This is a genomic window from Paenibacillus sp. J22TS3, from assembly GCF_018403205.1.
GTDB lineage: Bacteria > Bacillota > Bacilli > Paenibacillales > Paenibacillaceae > Fontibacillus > Fontibacillus tuaregi.
In genome coordinates this window covers 329,814-345,802 of sequence record NZ_BOSF01000004.1, presented here as the reverse complement: position 1 = coordinate 345,802, position 15,989 = coordinate 329,814, and the positions used below count along the sequence as shown (strand labels likewise).

At 50.4% G+C, this 15,989-nt stretch carries 11 protein-coding genes; 10 read left to right on the top strand and 1 reads right to left on the bottom strand.

From position 1 onward, the window contains the following. Positions 1–235: 235 nt before the first annotated feature. From KJS63_RS15055 to KJS63_RS15035, 5 genes are all read left to right on the top strand, one after another. Entirely contained in the window at positions 236–703 is a 468-nt protein-coding gene (locus tag KJS63_RS15055) for a Dps family protein (protein WP_068615109.1), read from the top strand. A gap of 276 nt (positions 704–979) precedes the next feature. Further along, entirely contained in the window at positions 980–1,147 is a 168-nt protein-coding gene (locus tag KJS63_RS15050) for a hypothetical protein (protein WP_187386109.1), read from the top strand. Between the two features lie 178 nt (positions 1,148–1,325). Continuing rightward, the gene (locus tag KJS63_RS15045) at positions 1,326–1,664 is read left to right on the top strand and encodes a KGG domain-containing protein (protein ID WP_213619848.1); all 339 of its coding nucleotides are present in this window, start codon (positions 1,326–1,328) and stop codon (positions 1,662–1,664) included. Between the two features lie 183 nt (positions 1,665–1,847). After that, entirely contained in the window at positions 1,848–2,411 is a 564-nt protein-coding gene (thpR, locus tag KJS63_RS15040) for an RNA 2',3'-cyclic phosphodiesterase (RefSeq protein WP_213619847.1), read from the top strand. A 145-nt stretch (positions 2,412–2,556) separates the two neighbouring features. Continuing rightward, positions 2,557–3,321, top strand: coding sequence for a cell wall hydrolase (locus tag KJS63_RS15035; protein ID WP_213619846.1), 765 nt, complete (start codon positions 2,557–2,559; stop codon positions 3,319–3,321). A 37-nt stretch (positions 3,322–3,358) separates the two neighbouring features. On the opposite strand, the gene KJS63_RS15030 is transcribed toward KJS63_RS15035, so the two are convergent. Beyond that, on the bottom strand, positions 3,359–4,534 hold the full coding sequence (locus tag KJS63_RS15030; RefSeq protein ID WP_213620075.1) for an MGDG synthase family glycosyltransferase: 1,176 nt from the start codon (positions 4,532–4,534) through the stop codon (positions 3,359–3,361). Positions 4,535–4,835: 301 nt separating this feature from the next. Between KJS63_RS15030 and KJS63_RS15025 the strand changes: the two genes are divergently transcribed. The 5 genes from KJS63_RS15025 (at position 4,836) to gltB (ending at position 15,708) form a co-directional block, all read left to right on the top strand. Then, positions 4,836–5,450, top strand: coding sequence for a TetR/AcrR family transcriptional regulator (locus tag KJS63_RS15025; RefSeq protein ID WP_213619845.1), 615 nt, complete (start codon positions 4,836–4,838; stop codon positions 5,448–5,450). Positions 5,451–5,474: 24 nt separating this feature from the next. Beyond that, on the top strand, positions 5,475–7,658 hold the full coding sequence (locus KJS63_RS15020; RefSeq protein ID WP_213619844.1) for a YhgE/Pip family protein: 2,184 nt from the start codon (positions 5,475–5,477) through the stop codon (positions 7,656–7,658). Between the two features lie 205 nt (positions 7,659–7,863). After that, a complete protein-coding gene (locus tag KJS63_RS15015) occupies positions 7,864–8,442 on the top strand; it encodes a TetR/AcrR family transcriptional regulator (protein WP_213619843.1) in 579 nt (192 codons plus the stop codon). A gap of 45 nt (positions 8,443–8,487) precedes the next feature. Beyond that, positions 8,488–10,761 (top strand): YhgE/Pip family protein, encoded by a 2,274-nt coding sequence (locus KJS63_RS15010; protein ID WP_213619842.1) that lies wholly within the window; start codon positions 8,488–8,490, stop codon positions 10,759–10,761. 351 nt (positions 10,762–11,112) lie between these two features. After that, complete coding sequence (gltB, locus tag KJS63_RS15005; RefSeq protein ID WP_213619841.1) at positions 11,113–15,708, top strand: glutamate synthase large subunit; 4,596 nt, start codon at positions 11,113–11,115, stop codon at positions 15,706–15,708. Positions 15,709–15,989: the final 281 nt, after the last annotated feature.

Below are 15,989 nucleotides of genomic sequence, written 5' to 3'. Positions count from 1 at the left end.
TAGATAAATGCCTGTATAAAATGAACTTTAGAATTTACCGATCTCAGCGGAGAGGACGAGTGATTCTGATAGTCTGAATTGATTCTTGTGTTCAGCAAAGTGTCATATAAAGTTCATTGAATCTTCATGTGAAATAAACAATTAAGTGGTATGATTAGATCAGGAATTAGAATAAGTCTAAAATCAATATTGAATCAGAGAGTCACAATTCACTTTTCATATGGAGGTCATACAAATGGCAAATTCAACTCAAATTGTAAATGCGGCAGGAACAGAACTGGAGAAAAAGCTGAATCGGCAGGTTGCTAACTGGACCGTGCTGTATACGAAGCTTCATCAATTCCACTGGTATGTCAAAGGGCCTAACTTCTTCACTCTGCATGCAAAATTTGAGGAGCTCTACACAGAAGCAGCAGAATATCTCGATGAAATTGCAGAGCGGCTGTTGGCGATCGGCGGAAGACCGGTGGCTACACTTCGGGAGTCGCTCGAATTAGCGTCTGTACAGGAAGCTGACGGTCAAACTTCAGCAGATCAAATGGTAGAAGCGGTAATTCAGGACTTCAAGCTGCTGGTTAGTGAGCTTAAGGAAGGAATGAGTACAGCAGAGGAAGCAGACGATGAAGCGAGTGCGGATCTTCTGCTGGGCATTCAGGCAGCCTTGGACAAACATATCTGGATGCTGAGCGCATATCTGGGTTAATTTAATCAAACAAAATAAACCTTGTGAATAATTGAATTAGAAACCTTATCTTCGTCTAAGCTGGTTGCCGCTCTTGTGGCAGCTCATGGCGAGATAAGGTTTCTTTTGTTTTCCATGGAAATAATATATGGATCTTTGATCCAGCCAGTTAGCAGGCTGTTTCGAATTTAGATCATCGGGTATATAAATCTAGTATTGCTAAAGTCAATAACAAAACCTTCAACCAAACATTCAATGGGCATGATAGCCCTGCACAAGATAAAGGAGAGCATAACTATGAGAGAACAGGAACAACGTTTTAAAAGAATTATGATCACGGTAAACGGTGAGCCGGTAGGAAGCGAGCTGCTCATCGATGAGGAGACCTACCTTCCGGTGGCCCGGCAATACGTAATTGGAGCCGAACAAGGTCCTAATGAGGCGGCTGAATCAGCCTCTTTGTAACAAGCGTTGGCAGATGCCTAAGCACTCGAATAATCATGTCGGGTGCTTTTTATACCAAATTTTGATTATAATTACTTATTTACAAAATTGTGTTTAGGAAACCTGATGCAGGGTAATAGAATAGCGTAGCAGACAACAAAGTCTGACAAACTTCAAAAACCATAAGGAGTGATTCATAATGGCACGTAATAACGATAACAACAAAATGAGCCGTGAAGAAGCAGGACGCATGGGTGGAGAAGCTACAGCTAAAAATCATGACAAAGAGTTTTACCAAGAAATTGGTCAAAAAGGCGGCGAAGCTACCGCAAAAAATCATGATAAGGATTTCTACCAGGAAATCGGCCAAAAAGGCGGCGAAGCCACTTCCCGGAGTCATGGTAAAGAATTCTATCAGGAAATTGGCCAAAAGGGCGGCGAAGCCAGAAATGATTCCGATGGTGGCGATGGCAAAATGAGCCGCGAAGAAGCAGGACGCAAGGGCGGCGAAGCCCGGGCACGCCAGCGTGATAATTAAGAACCAAACAGAACCTAGAATTGGAATACATTAGTGGGAAATGCCCCGGATTGCTTATCGATCCGGGGCATTTTCTTGATCTTTGTACCCCAAATAAGTTATATTGGGAAAATGTGTGTGGAATACTGGTGTTCTGGCTAATCTAAATTATGGGTTATGTGGAATAGATAAGGGGGTTTGAACGTGAGCCTTAGAGAAGAAAATTGGCGTATTTTTATTGCAGTTCCACTCGCAGATACACTTAAAGGCACGTTGGATGACTGGGCTAGGACCTATCAGAGCCAGGGAATGTTCCGCAAATGGGTGCATCCTTCTGATCTGCATATCACGGTTCAGTTTCTGGGGGATACTCCTACGTCTAACCTAAAGAAGCTTGGAGAGATGCTTCGTGAAGCCGTGAAGGGCTTTGGTGCAATTCAGCTTGAAGCCAAAGGCGTGGGCACTTTCGGAAGGCCTGGGCAGCCAAGCATTCTGTGGGTTGGGGTCGGTGGAGAGACAACACGTCTGGGGGAACTTCATAGGCTTGTAACGGGCGCCACCTCCAGACTAGGGTATATACCGGAGGAGCGGGCTTATCAACCGCATATCACGCTGGCCCGAAAATATCAGGGGGATGTCCCGTTTCAACAAGGGGCGCTGGAGGTTCCTGCAGGCTTCGGGGAATGGACTGCGGAGGCACTGGTTGTTTACAGGACACGCATGGGCCAGAGTCCGATGTATGAAGTAATCGATAGGGTAGCGTTTTGAATCTTCCATATTCGGTTACATAGATAGAGTACGCATAGAGCAAAAACCAACATGAAGATGTCTTCTGTGGGAGAGAGGGATATCCGGGGTATCCAGAACACTTCATGATAGAGAGAGAATTTTACAAGGGCGTAGGAGGTCACTTATGGATTTATTCAAACAGAATCGTTACGTCGCGCTTTTAATCGGCGCTATATTAGTGTGTGTGGGGTCAATTTGTCTATTATGGAGAACGGTTGTCGTAGAAGGCCAGGAGTATTTTCCTGCGCAGGAGATGGACTCCTACATGCCGATGAAAGAGAATAACCAGGTTCAGTCTGCTTCTTCTTCTTTCGTCAGGGCCAAGACCCATCAATTGCCGAAATCGGCTGTGGTGGGTATTCCGTTGAAATCTAAGATGATACAGCAGCATCAACTACTTAAGGAGCAACAGGTACCTGCTGTTCCTAAATTAGACAAAACCATCCCCCCTAAACAAATCTTCTTCACCAAAACGGCGCTGTTAAAGCCAGAGGATCAAGCCAAATCCACTTGGAAATACGCGCTGTCTGATGAAGAGCTGCTTCTCCTGCAAAAGATCGTCATGGCAGAAGCAGAGGGCGAACCGTACGAGGGCAAAGTGGCAGTTGCCAATGTTGTCCTGAACCGGCTGCGGTCAGCCAATTATCCCGACACCATTAAAGAAGTTATATATCAAAAGCATCAATTCAGTCCTGTACGCAATGGGCGCTTAAAGCGTGTGAAGCCGAACAAGGATACGGTTCGTGCTGTTACCGAAGCTTTGTATGGACGCAAGGAAGTCAGTGATGACACCTATTATTTCCTGTCTATAAAGTTAGCCAGTGATTTAACTGTGGCACGAACTCAGAAGAAGACCAAACAGATTGGCAATCATACATTCTATAAATGATCCGGTCCTCTTCAGAAGATTCCCAGGGAATCAGCTGTTACATGCCAATAGGAGTTAGAAGCTGCTCGTCAATATGGCTTTTGGAGCGCCCAGCCTGGATCTGGTTCAGCATTTCCGCCAAATCACGCACACAGCGGTCCGGCTGATAATTGGGCTTGAAGGCTTTGATCCGGGAATGATTAAACTGTTCATGGTGATGTCTGGTTGTCAGACGTTCAAGCCAGCGGTCGATCGCTTCCGAACTGAGCATTTCCCCGTAACCGCTATTGATGAAATATTCACGATTGCTGTCTTCTTGACCTGGAATGGACTCGCAGAACAGCATAGGCAGATCCTTCGCCAGAGCTTCAGTACAGGTCATGCCTCCAGGCTTCGTAATGAGCAGGTCAGCGGCATCCATCCATTTGCTAATCTCATTCGTGTGGCCGAGAATAACAATATTCGGGTGCGTGAACGAGGGGTGATGCTGAAGCTTCGCGGCCAGCTTCTCGTTCGTGCCTGTGCAGAAGACAAGCTGAACCTTGTCTTTCCAGGAAGTCAGCGTATCCAGGACCTGCTTCTTAAACAGCAGTCCCCAGCCACCGCCCATGACCAGCACAGTTGGAATGTCGCGGAGATTCAGTTCACTTCTTGCACAGGATTTATTCTTGGTCGTCCAAAAATTCGGATGAACCGGAATGCCGGTTACTTGGATCTGGCTTGGTTTAACTCCCCGCTTCATCAGCAGTCTGCGGACTTCAGGAGTGGAGACCAGATAGCGGTCGATTTCCGGGTTAATCCAGGCCGCATGGGCGTCATAATCTGTGATCAGGGTATATAAAGGCACTTTAAGGCCGGCTGCCTTCAATCTGGAGATCACGGCACTCGGAATATAATGAGTGCAGATAATCAGATCCGGCTTTAGCTGCTCAATAACATTTATAGTTTGGGTGTAAAATATTTTATGAAGTGCCAGCCGAGTCAGCCGGTTAATAGGTTTATCGTATTGCTTGCGGTACAACATCCCGATCAGTGCCGGGCTTGTAACGACAGTTCTGCGGTAGGCCGACAGAATAATTGGAGCAATGACAGGATTAAGGAACGATCCCAGCTCAAGCACCTTGGTATGAATGTCGGGACTGACGAGTTTCATTCCCGCAGCGATTGCATAAGCCGCCTGAGTATGTCCGCCACCGAAGCCTTCAGATAGAATAAGCACTCTTTTTCTTTTCACTATATTCACCTGCTTCATGGATAGTCCTCCTTATATTAAGGAGGCTATTTTTTTTCTTTCAAAGAAAGATGTGAGCAGCCACCCTTGATATGTATATTAACGTTCGTTTGTTTATAGTGTATTACTTTTTTGCTCCAGAGAGAACAGGCCGTGGACCAGTGAAATCCTGGACCAAGGTCGAGGAGCAAGCATGGAATAATTAGGTCTTGCGGCTGGAGGAAGAAAGTGGTACATTTGTAATTGACCAAATGACCATATGAGAATATTAGTCATTAAGGAACCTGTGGAAAGGGTGAAAGCTATGTATGTGGTGGATCGCCGGAAGCAGATTACCGAGGCGGCTGCCAAATCATTTGCCTTGTTCGGGTACAAGGCTACAACAATGGACCAGGTGGCGAAGATTGCGGGTGTTGGGAAGGGGACCATCTATACTTTTTTTGCGAATAAGGAGCAGCTGTTTGATGAGATTCTTCGCTCTGTATTCGTGGAAATGAAGGGGATTATAGAACGCGAGGTCCAGGTGGGCAGGTCGTTCACTGAAAATTTGCAGCGGACCCTGGATGTGTTACTGGATTTCCGTGAGGAGCATGAGCTGCTTATGAAGCTCTCACAGGAGGTTCGTGACTTTGGTACTCCCCAGGCTAAGGAGGCCATGTACAAGGTAGAGAATGTTATTCTTGAGCACTTGGAGATTCAGATTCAGCGGGCCATGGAACAAGGAGCCATTCGGAGACTAGATCCGAAGATACTCTCCTTTGTCATGCTGGAGCTGTATATTGCCCTCACTTCGAAATGGAATAAGAACCACACACCTCTAGATAAAGAACAGATTAAGCAGGTATCCCGGATTCTTCTTGCTGAAGGGCTCTCAGTAACGGAAATTGACCGGACCTGTAAGAAAACTGAACGGGTATAGATTAGATAAGGGAGTGTAAGAGAAATGAAGTCTTTATCTGTGTTTATAAGTGATATGATATCCAGTTTCAAAAAGCCGAGGGTTATCATCCCTATCTTGGTTGTCCTGTTTATCCCAGTACTATATAGCGGGATGTTTCTTACCGCCTTCTGGGACCCCTACGGCAAGATGAATGAGCTGCCTGTTGCGGTGGTCAATCAGGACCGGGGCGCTGAGTTCAAGGAGAAATCTCTGCATGCCGGCGAGGATCTGATTGAGGAATTGAAGAAGAATGATGATTTTAAATGGGAATTCGTAACCCGCCAGGAAGCGGAAGAAGGCATTAAGGATAACAAGTACTACATGACGATTGTAATTCCCGAAGATTTCTCAACCAAGGCCACCACGGTGATGGATGAGCATCCGCAGCCTGCGGATATTGTGTTTGAGCCCAACGAAGGTTATAACTTTCTGGCCGGACAGATTGGGGGAACGGCTGTAAAGGAGATTAAGTCGAAGGTGTCTGCTAAAGTCACGGAAGCCTATACGGAAACCCTGCTCACCCAAGTGGAGAAGATCTCAGGTGGTCTGTCCGATGCAGGCAGCGGCGCAGATAAGATCCATGATGGCGCAGCCAAGGTAGATGAGGGTGCTGATAAGCTGAAGGTAAATCTGGCCAAATTGGTTGAAGGAACCGTGAAGCTGGAGCAGGGCGTGACTCCACTTACCCAAGGAGTCAACAGCCTGGACAAAGGCGCTAAGGACCTGCATAAAGGAGCAAGCAAGCTGGCAGATGGTCTGGGAAAATTAGCGGGTGCGGAGAAGCAGCTGGAGCAGGGCGCCGTGGCGGCTGAACAAGGCGGCAGCAAGCTTCACGCAGGTATCCAGTCTTCGCTGAATGGAGCAGCCAAGCTGCAAGCTGGGCTTGAAGCCGCGAAGACAGGCGGCAGCAAGATTGACGAAGGAATGGAAGCGGCACTTCAGGGGAGCGGCAAAGTCACAGAAGGCGCGCAAGGTGTAGCCCTGGGCCTGGAGCAGTTAGTCAAAGCAAGCCCGGAACTTGCGAAGAGCCCGCAGGTTCAGAAGCTGCTGGCAGCCAGCCAGGCGGTAGCCAAAGGCAGTGAGCAGGTGTATAAAGGCCAGCAGCAGCTTGCCCAGGGAGTCAAGAGCCTGGGTGAGGCTCATGAACAGCTGGCTGGAGGCAGCAAGCAGCTGGTCGAAGGGCAGCATCAGCTTGCCCAGGGGGCAGCTCAGCTGAATGAAGGCCAGTCCAAGCTGGCTGCCGGGATGAAGCAGTTCGGCAGCCAGCTGGCCGAAGCGGCATCAGGCGGTAAGGAGCTTGCAGCCGGGGCAGGCAAGTTAAGCGCGGGAACTGGGCAGTTAAGCGCCGGAGTAGGTAAGCTTGCAGACGGAACCAAGGCCGTTGCCAGCGGCTCCAAGCAGCTGGATAGCGGCGCGGGCCAGCTGAAGGAAGGTACCGGCAAATTGACGGAAGGCTCTGGAGAACTCGCCTCGAAGCTGAATGATGCCGCTAAGCAGACTTCAGAAGTGAAAGCGACCGATGATACGGTAAGCATGTATGCGAAGCCTATCGATATTCAAGAGAACAAGCATAATCCAGTTCCTAACTATGGTACGGGATTCGCTCCTTACTTCTTATCTCTGGGGCTGTTCGTGGGGGCGTTGATCGCCACATTGGTTATTCCACTTCGTGGTTCTTCCATAAATGAAGCGAGTGGTTGGAACCGGTTCGTCAGCCGTTCCCTGTCGTTTGGTCTTATGAGTCTGGCGCAGTCGGTTTTTGCTGTTACGCTCGTGCTTTACGGACTCAAGCTGCAGGTGCACAACAAACCGATGATGTTCTTGTTCAGCTTCGTAACAAGTCTATGTTTCATGTTCATTATCCAGGCGCTTGTCACCTGGCTGGATAACCCTGGACGTTTTGTTGCGATTCTGATCCTTATCATTCAATTGACTACAAGTGCCGGAACCTTCCCGCTTGAGCTGATTCCTGACTGGATGAAGGTATTCAATCCATGGCTGCCGATGACCTATAGTGTATCTGGTTATAAGGCTGTAATCTCCAGCGGTGATATGCACTTGGCATGGTCATATCTTGGAATTCTTGCGGTCTTTGGCGGCATCTTCTTGATTCTAACTTTGATTTACTTCCTAATGAAACATAAGCGTACATCAGAAGTTGAGAATGAACAGGCGCTGACCGCTTAAGAAAGATTACCTTAATAGGTGAAGAGGAAGCATCCGATATAAAACATCGGATGCTTTTTTTCTGAAAAAAGATGAAAATTTATACAAGGGAGTTGCAAAACGTAGAAAAAGTGTGATAAATTTAACAGTGACCGAATGACTGGATGACTAAAATTGATTATTAGTCAAAACTAAAATGAAATCTTCACTTGAAAGGAGGAGAACCATGTCTTCAGTAGATCGCCGCAAACAGATTGTTGAGGCAGCGACTAAATCTTTTTCCATGTTCGGCTATAAGGCGACGACGATGGACCAGGTTGCCCGGATTGCGAATGTTGGCAAAGGGACCATTTACACGTTTTTCTCCAACAAGGAGGAGCTGTTTGATGAGATCCTTCATGTGGTCATCGGAGAGATGAAGCGAATTACGGAATTAGAGGTTCGTGAAGACAAAGCTTTTTTTGACAATCTGTACAGCGGACTTGACTCAGTCCTCGAATTCAGGAAGGAGCATGAGCTGCTTATCAAGCTGTCGCAAGAGGTGAGGGAATTTGGAACACCCCAAGCCAGAGAGGCCATGCAGAGGGTTGAGGTTGCGATCCTTGACTACTTGGAGCAGCAGGTCACACGTGCCGCGAATCTTGGGGAAATCCGCAAGGTCGATCCCAAGGTGACATCCTTAGTGATGCTGAAGCTGTATATTACGCTGGCATCCGACTGGAACAAGCTCTATGAACCTCTGGATAAGGAGCAAATCAAGTCTTATTTTAAGCTGTTCCTCGCGGATGGCTTAGCGAATGGGTAAATAATTTTATAGAGAGAACGAGAAACATAAGGAGAGAAAATCGCGATGAAAACATTATCGGTGTTTTTCAAAGACATGAGATCTGGCATAAAAAAACCGATGACCCTGATATCCTTCATTGCGGTCATTTTTGTGCCCATTCTGTACTGTGGTATGTACTTAACCGCCTTTTGGGACCCGTATGGTCACCTGGATGAGCTGCCGGTTGCAGTGGTGAATCAGGATAAGGGTGCCGAATATGAAGGCAAATCGCTGCACATCGGCAATGACTTGATGGATGAATTGAAGAAGAACAAGGATTTCAAGTGGGATTTCGTAACCGAGCAGGAGGCGGAGAAGGGAATCGACGAGAATCGGTACTATATGAAGATTACGATTCCGGCAAATTTCTCTTCACAAGCCACTACGCTGATGAACGACCATCCCGAGCCAGCTGATCTGATCTATGAGCCTAACGGCAACTATAACTTCGTTGCAGGACAGATCGGAAACAGCGCTGTGAAGGATCTCAAAGCGAAGATTTCTGCTAAGGTTACGGAGGCCTATACGAACAGTCTTTTCGATAAAGTAACGGAGATCTCTTCAGGCCTTAAAGAAGCAGGCGATGGAGCCGGGGATATCCATACCGGTGCCGGCAAGCTTAAGGACGGAACCGTGAAGCTGAAGGAGAACCTGAACAAGCTCGTGGACGGGACACTTCAGCTGAAAGATGGGGTAGCTCCTCTAGCCAGCGGGGCGGGCAAGCTTCATAATGGAGCCACCGACCTCAGCAAAGGAGCCACCTCCCTCGCAAGCGGGCTTGATCAGCTGAGCGCGGCTCATAAGCAGCTTCAAAACGGAACCCAGCAGGCCGTGGGAGGCGTCTCCCAATTGTCACAAGGTCTGCAGTCCTCCCTTGAAGGGAACAAAAAGCTGAACCAAGGGCTTCACTCTTCGGCAGAAGGCACGGCCAAGCTTCAAGAAGGCCTGCATTCTGCGGTGGACGGCAGTGCGAAGCTGAACCAGGGGCTGCAGTCCTCGGTAGAGGGCAGTGCCAAGGTTGCCGAAGGTGCCAAAGGCGTAGCCCAAGGGCTCGACCAATTGGTGAAGGCGAATCCGGCACTCGGCAAGGACCCTTCCATTCAGAAGCTGCTAGCCGCAAGCCAGGCGGTTGCCCAGGGCAGCCAGCAGGTGGCTGACGGGCAGAAGCAGCTGGCCCAAGGCAGCGAGCAGCTCGCTGCGGGAAGCAAGCAATTGGCTGACGGCAGCGACCAGCTGGCCGCAGGGAACAAGCAGCTTGTAGCCGGCAGCGACCAGCTTCTGGCAGGTAACCAGAAGCTGGTCGAAGGAGCAAGCAAGCTTACGGCCGCAGGCCCGCAGCTGACCGGCGGCATGGCGAAGTTCGGCAGCAAGCTGTCTGAAGCGGCAGCTGGAGGCCACAAGCTGGCTTCAGGCGCCGGGCAGCTCGCCAGCGGCACAGATTCCCTGGTACAGGGAATCCATAAGCTTGGCGGCGGCGTGAATACGCTCGCCAGCGGTTCCGAGAAGCTGAACAAGGGCGCCGGTGAGCTCAAGAACGGCATGGGCGACCTGGTCAGCGGCTCCGGCAAGCTGGCGGATAAGCTGAACGAGGCAGCGAACAAGACTTCGGATGTCAAAGGTACAGACGAGCGGGTAACGATGTATGCACAGCCGGTGGATGTTAAAGAGAACACGTCCAAGAAAATTACGAATTACGGAACAGGGATTGCCCCTTACTTCCTGTCCATCAGTTTGTTTGTGGGTGCCCTGCTCTCTACGATCATCATCTCTATGAGAGGGACTACCGTAGAAGGAGCAACGGGTCTGCAGCGGTTCTTCAGCCGGACGTTCATGTTCCTGCTGATGAGTATGTTCCAATCTGCGGTAGTTGCTACCCTGGTATTGGTGCTGGTTGGTCTTAAAGTGCAGAGTGTACCGCTCTTCTACTTGTTCACTTTCGGAACGAGCTTTGCATTCATGATGATTATTCAGGCTATTGTAACCTGGCTGGATCAGCCTGGCCGGTTCCTGGCCATCATCCTGATGGTTCTGCAGCTGACTACAAGCGCGGGCACTTTCCCGCTCGAGCTGCTTCCGGAATGGATGAAACCGATCAATCCAATCCTGCCGATGTCCCATTCGGTAACGGGCTTCAAGTCGGTTATCTCCAGTGGGGATTACAGCAGCATGTGGCCGCAGTTCGGTCTGCTGCTTGGATATGGCCTGGTATTCATGATGATTACGCTGGCTTACTTCCTTATTCGGACTCCGAGATCCACAGATATGAATCAGGAAGAGATTGTAACACCGCTTGCGTAAAAAAGTATAAATTTGGAGGTTGCCCCAAGGCCTTAATGGCTGAGGTGCAGCCTCTTTATTTTTTTATGGATATACAGCATTTGGAAGGCCGTTATTTTCATAAAAATTCTTATCGCTATCATAAAAAGATTAGATTATCCAGCGTATAGCGCGGATGCTACAATATTAGAACCCATAATACGAGGGTGCAGTGTATCCAGGTGCACAGGATATGGAACGGGCACAGAAAATTAATGCAAGCAACTGAAGATTTATGCAAATAAAGTGTTCAAAAGTCTATTGGAAACCCGTCGTTTTACGTATAGATTGGTGGGAACGAGCTATTTTACGAACAGAAAGGTTGAAAATGATATGAAACATACGGATATTCCTGCTAGGCAAGGTTTATACGACCCGTCTTTTGAAAAAGATGCCTGCGGTATGGGCTTTGTCGCTCATATTAAGGGACGCCCGTCTCATAGTATCGTCAGCCAGGCACTAACCATGCTCACCAATATGGAGCATCGCGGGGGTCAAGGCAGTGAACCGAATTCCGGGGACGGCGCGGGGATTATGATTCAGATTCCTCACCGCTTCTTCGCGGCTGAAGCGGAAGCTCTCGGTTTCCGTCTGCCCGAGGCGGGACAGTACGGCGTGGGTATGATGTTCTTGCCGCACGATGAGAAGGTGCGTGGTGAACAGGAAGCCCGCTTTAAGGCGATCGTGGAAGAAGAAGGGCAGGAGCTGCTCGGCTTCCGAACCGTGCCGACTAACGATGAGATGCTCGGCAAATCGGCCAAGGCAGCCAAGCCTTATGTGCGCCAGGTATTTATCGGCCGCAGCCAGGATCTTGTGAACGATCTGGATTTCGAACGCAAATTGTACGTCATCCGCCGCCGGGCGGAATTAGCCATCCGATACGGGGGAGCTGAGCAGGGGGATGCATTCTATATGCCGAGCCTGTCCTGCCGTAAAGTGGTTTATAAAGGGATGCTCACGACCGAACAGGTGGGCGAGTTCTATGTGGATCTGCAGAACGAACAGCTGGAATCCGCAATCGCTCTGGTACATTCCCGGTTTAGTACGAATACATTCCCAAGTTGGGAACGCGCGCACCCGTATCGGTTTATGATTCACAACGGGGAGATCAACACGCTGCGCGGCAATGTGAATTGGATGCATGCGCGCCAATCGCTCTTCCAGAGCGAGGTGTTCGGTGAGGACCTCGCAAAGGTGAAGCCGGTTATCAATCCGGATGGGTCCGATACCGGAATGTTTGATAATACGTTTGAATTCTTATATTTGAGTGGACGTTCGCTGCCGCATGTGGCGATGATGATGGTGCCAGAGCCTTGGAACAATCATGAAACCATGGACGACAGCAAGAAGGCGTTCTACGAGTATCACAGCAGCTTGATGGAGCCATGGGACGGTCCTGCCGCAATGGGCTTCACGGACGGGATTCAGATTGGGGCCATACTGGACCGCAACGGGCTTCGTCCATCGCGTTATTATGTGACCAAGGACGACCTGATCATCCTCTCCTCCGAAGCGGGGGTACTCGATATAGCACCGGAGAACGTGCTGTACAAAGACCGCTTGCGCCCTGGGCGGATGCTGCTTGTGGATACGAAGGAAGGCCGGATCATCTCCGATGAGGAAGTGAAGGCTTCGATTGCGAGCGAGAATCCTTACCGTGAATGGCTGGATGAGCACCTTATCCGTCTGGAGGACCTTCCGGACGCGCCGGAGCTTCCGGAGAAGAGACATGACGATGTGACCAAACAGCAGCTTTCCTTTGGCTATACGTTCGAGGAGCTGCGCAAAATCATTGAACCTATGGCCTCGACAGGCCAGGAGGCAATCGGATCGATGGGATACGATGCCCCGATTGCTGTATTGTCCGATCGGCCTCAGCGTCTATTCAGCTACTTCAAGCAGATGTTCGCCCAAGTGACGAACCCGCCAATTGATGCGATCCGCGAAGAATTGGTCACCTCAACGCTGACTACAATCGGGCCGGAACGCAACTTGCTGAATCCGGAGCCGGAGAGCTGCCGTCAGATTCGTCTGGAATCTCCGATCCTGTCAAATGAGGATTTCGCCAAGCTGCGCCATGTGCGCCGTCCGGGCTTCAGATCGATGACCATCCCAACGCTGTTCCCTGCTGCCGAGGGTGCGGAAGGCCTGCGCAAAGCGATTGAAATCCTCTGTGAGGCGGCCAACCGCGTTATCGACAAAGGGCACAATGTTCTTATTCTGTCCGACCGCGGCGTGGATGCGGAGAATGCGGCGATTCCTTCGCTGCTTGCGGTATCCAGCCTGCATCACCACTTGATCCGTCAGGAGACGCGCACTAAGGTAAGCATCCTGCTGGAATCCGGGGAGCCGCGCGAAGTGCACCATTTTGCCCTGCTTCTTGGTTATGGGGTAAGTGCGGTGAACCCTTATCTGGCGTTCGAGACGCTGGATGACATGATCACCCAGGGCATGCTGCGCGGCGTAAGCCATGAGAAAGCCTGCAAGAACTTTATCAAAGCGGCAACCAAAGGCGTGGTCAAGGTGTTGTCCAAAATGGGAATTTCCACGATCCAGTCTTACCGTGGTGCCCAGATTTTTGAGGCTGTCGGGCTGAATCAGGAATTCGTAGACCGCTACTTCACTTGGACGCCTTCCCGCATCGGAGGGATTGGGCTGGAGGAAGTGGCTCAGGAGACGCTTGCCCAGCATCACCGCGCATTTAATGAGAAAGACGGTAACGACCTTGTGCTTGATTCCGGTGGTGAGTATCAATGGCGTGCCAACTCGGAGGAGCATTTATTCAATCCTCAGACCATTCACCTGCTGCAGCAGGCGGTTCGGACAGGGGATTACAGTATATACAAGAAGTACGCTTCGCTTGTTCAAGGAGAGAACGAGAGTCATCTTACTCTGCGTTCCCTGCTTGAGCTGAAGCCAGCTGGACCTAAAGTGCCGCTCGAAGAGGTAGAATCCGCGGCTTCGATTATGAAACGCTTTAAAACCGGAGCCATGTCGTTCGGTTCGATCAGTAAAGAAGCACACGAGTCGATTGCCATCGGGATGAACCGCATCGGCGGCAAGAGCAACACGGGTGAAGGCGGGGAAGACCCTGCCCGCTATATTCCAGATGCCAACGGCGATTCCCGTCGCAGTGCGATCAAGCAGGTGGCCTCCGGCCGGTTCGGAGTAACTTCCCATTATCTTGTTAATGCCGATGAGATTCAGATCAAAATGGCGCAGGGCGCCAAGCCGGGTGAAGGTGGGCAGCTTCCGGGCCGTAAGGTCTATCCTTGGGTTGCGGAAGTCCGCGGATCAACCCCGGGTGTGGGTCTGATCTCTCCGCCTCCGCATCACGATATTTATTCGATCGAGGATCTGGCTGAGCTGATCTATGATCTGAAGAACTCCAATCCGCGTGCACGGATTAACGTGAAGCTGGTATCTGAAGCCGGTGTGGGCACGATTGCTGCTGGGGTAGCTAAAGGCCGCGCCGATGTCATTCTGGTCAGCGGTTATGATGGGGGGACTGGAGCTTCCCCACAAGGTTCGATCCGTCATGCGGGTCTGCCTTGGGAGCTTGGTGTGGCTGAGACCCATCAGACTCTGATGATGAACAACCTTCGGGACCGTGTCGTCCTCGAAACCGACGGCAAGATGCTGAACGGCCGTGACTTGGCAGTAGCAGCACTGCTTGGAGCCGAGGAATATGGCTTCTCCACAGCGCCGCTCATTGCTGTAGGCTGTATTATGATGCGTGTGTGCCAAATGGATACATGTCCGGTTGGGGTTGCAACCCAAAATCCTGAGCTGCGCAAGAACTTCACAGGTGACCCACAGCATGTGGTTAACTTCATGACCTTTGTAGCAGAAGACCTGCGCGAGTGGATGGCTGAGCTGGGCTTCCGTTCCATTAACGAGATGATCGGACGTACAGACTGCCTGGAGACCAGCAAGGCTGTGCAGCACTGGAAGAAGAGCGGTGTGGACCTTAGCCCGCTTCTGCATATGCCTGAGCTTCAAGAGGGGGCAGAGCGTTATAATACGCAGGAGCAGAACCATGGACTTGAGAAAACACTGGATATGACAAAGCTCGTTGAACTTGCGGCTCCTGCCTTGGAGCGTGGGGAGTCCGTTTATGCGGAGCTTCCGATCACGAACGTCGACCGGGCCACAGGTACGATTCTTGGCAGTGAGGTTACCCGTCTGTACGGGGCGGCAGGCCTGCCAGAGGATACAATCCGGTTCCATTTCATTGGATCGGCCGGCCAGAGCTTCGGCGCGTTCGTGCCGAAGGGCATGACGCTTACCATTGAAGGGGATGCCAACGACTATATTGGCAAAGGCCTCTCGGGCGGTAAGCTGGCGGTGAGACCTTCACCGAAGGCAACCTTTGTCGCTGAGGAGAACATTATTGCCGGGAATACGGCATTCTACGGCGCAACCAGCGGTGAAGCTTATGTCCGTGGTATTGCCGGCGAGCGCTTCGCCGTCCGGAACTCGGGCGCGAACGTGGTGGTTGAAGGTGTTGGTGATCACGGTTGTGAATACATGACCGGAGGACGTGTTGTTGTTCTTGGTGGAACCGGACGCAACTTCGCGGCGGGGATGTCTGGCGGTATCGCTTATGTGTACGATCCGGAAGGCACCTTCCTTGACCGCTGCAACCTGGAGATGGTTCTCCTGGAGCGGGTCGAGGAGGCCGAGGAAGCAGCCGAACTTCGTTCCCTGATTGAGCGCCATGTGGAATACACAGACAGTGCTGTGGGCCACAGAGTGCTGGACAGCTGGAATGAGTCGCTGAATGCTTTTGTCCGTGTAATTCCGAAGGATTACAAACGCATGCTTCAGCAAATCCGCAAGGTTCAGGATCAGGGGCTTCAAGGCGAGGCTGCTCTGCTTGCAGCGTTCGAGGCGAACATGCGTGAGCTGGCCCGTACAGGGAACTAATTCGAAATTGATAGAGCAGATACGGAATTAGCTTTAATTATGACAATAATGTTGAGATTAGGCCTGCAGGTCCTTCTATGAAGGATCTGTGGGTCTTTTTTTTCTCCACATATATGGGCAAAAGTTCACTGAATACGGGACGGGCGATAAAAGCAACGTAAGAAATACAAGAAGTGCAAGAAATACAAGAGATACAGTAGAGATACTAGAGATACTAGAGATACTAGAGATACTAGAGATAGTAGAGATAGGCGAGACAGATATCTGCTTCCATCAACTCA

Coding starts and splice junctions, on each gene's coding strand:
- gltB (WP_213619841.1), top strand. CDS start 11,113: ATGAAACATACGGATATTCCTGCTAGGCAAGGTTTATACGACCCGTCT.
- KJS63_RS15055 (WP_068615109.1), top strand. CDS start 236: ATGGCAAATTCAACTCAAATTGTAAATGCGGCAGGAACAGAACTGGAG.
- KJS63_RS15025 (WP_213619845.1), top strand. CDS start 4,836: ATGTATGTGGTGGATCGCCGGAAGCAGATTACCGAGGCGGCTGCCAAA.
- KJS63_RS15045 (WP_213619848.1), top strand. CDS start 1,326: ATGGCACGTAATAACGATAACAACAAAATGAGCCGTGAAGAAGCAGGA.
- KJS63_RS15035 (WP_213619846.1), top strand. CDS start 2,557: ATGGATTTATTCAAACAGAATCGTTACGTCGCGCTTTTAATCGGCGCT.
- KJS63_RS15050 (WP_187386109.1), top strand. CDS start 980: ATGAGAGAACAGGAACAACGTTTTAAAAGAATTATGATCACGGTAAAC.
- KJS63_RS15020 (WP_213619844.1), top strand. CDS start 5,475: ATGAAGTCTTTATCTGTGTTTATAAGTGATATGATATCCAGTTTCAAA.
- KJS63_RS15015 (WP_213619843.1), top strand. CDS start 7,864: ATGTCTTCAGTAGATCGCCGCAAACAGATTGTTGAGGCAGCGACTAAA.
- KJS63_RS15010 (WP_213619842.1), top strand. CDS start 8,488: ATGAAAACATTATCGGTGTTTTTCAAAGACATGAGATCTGGCATAAAA.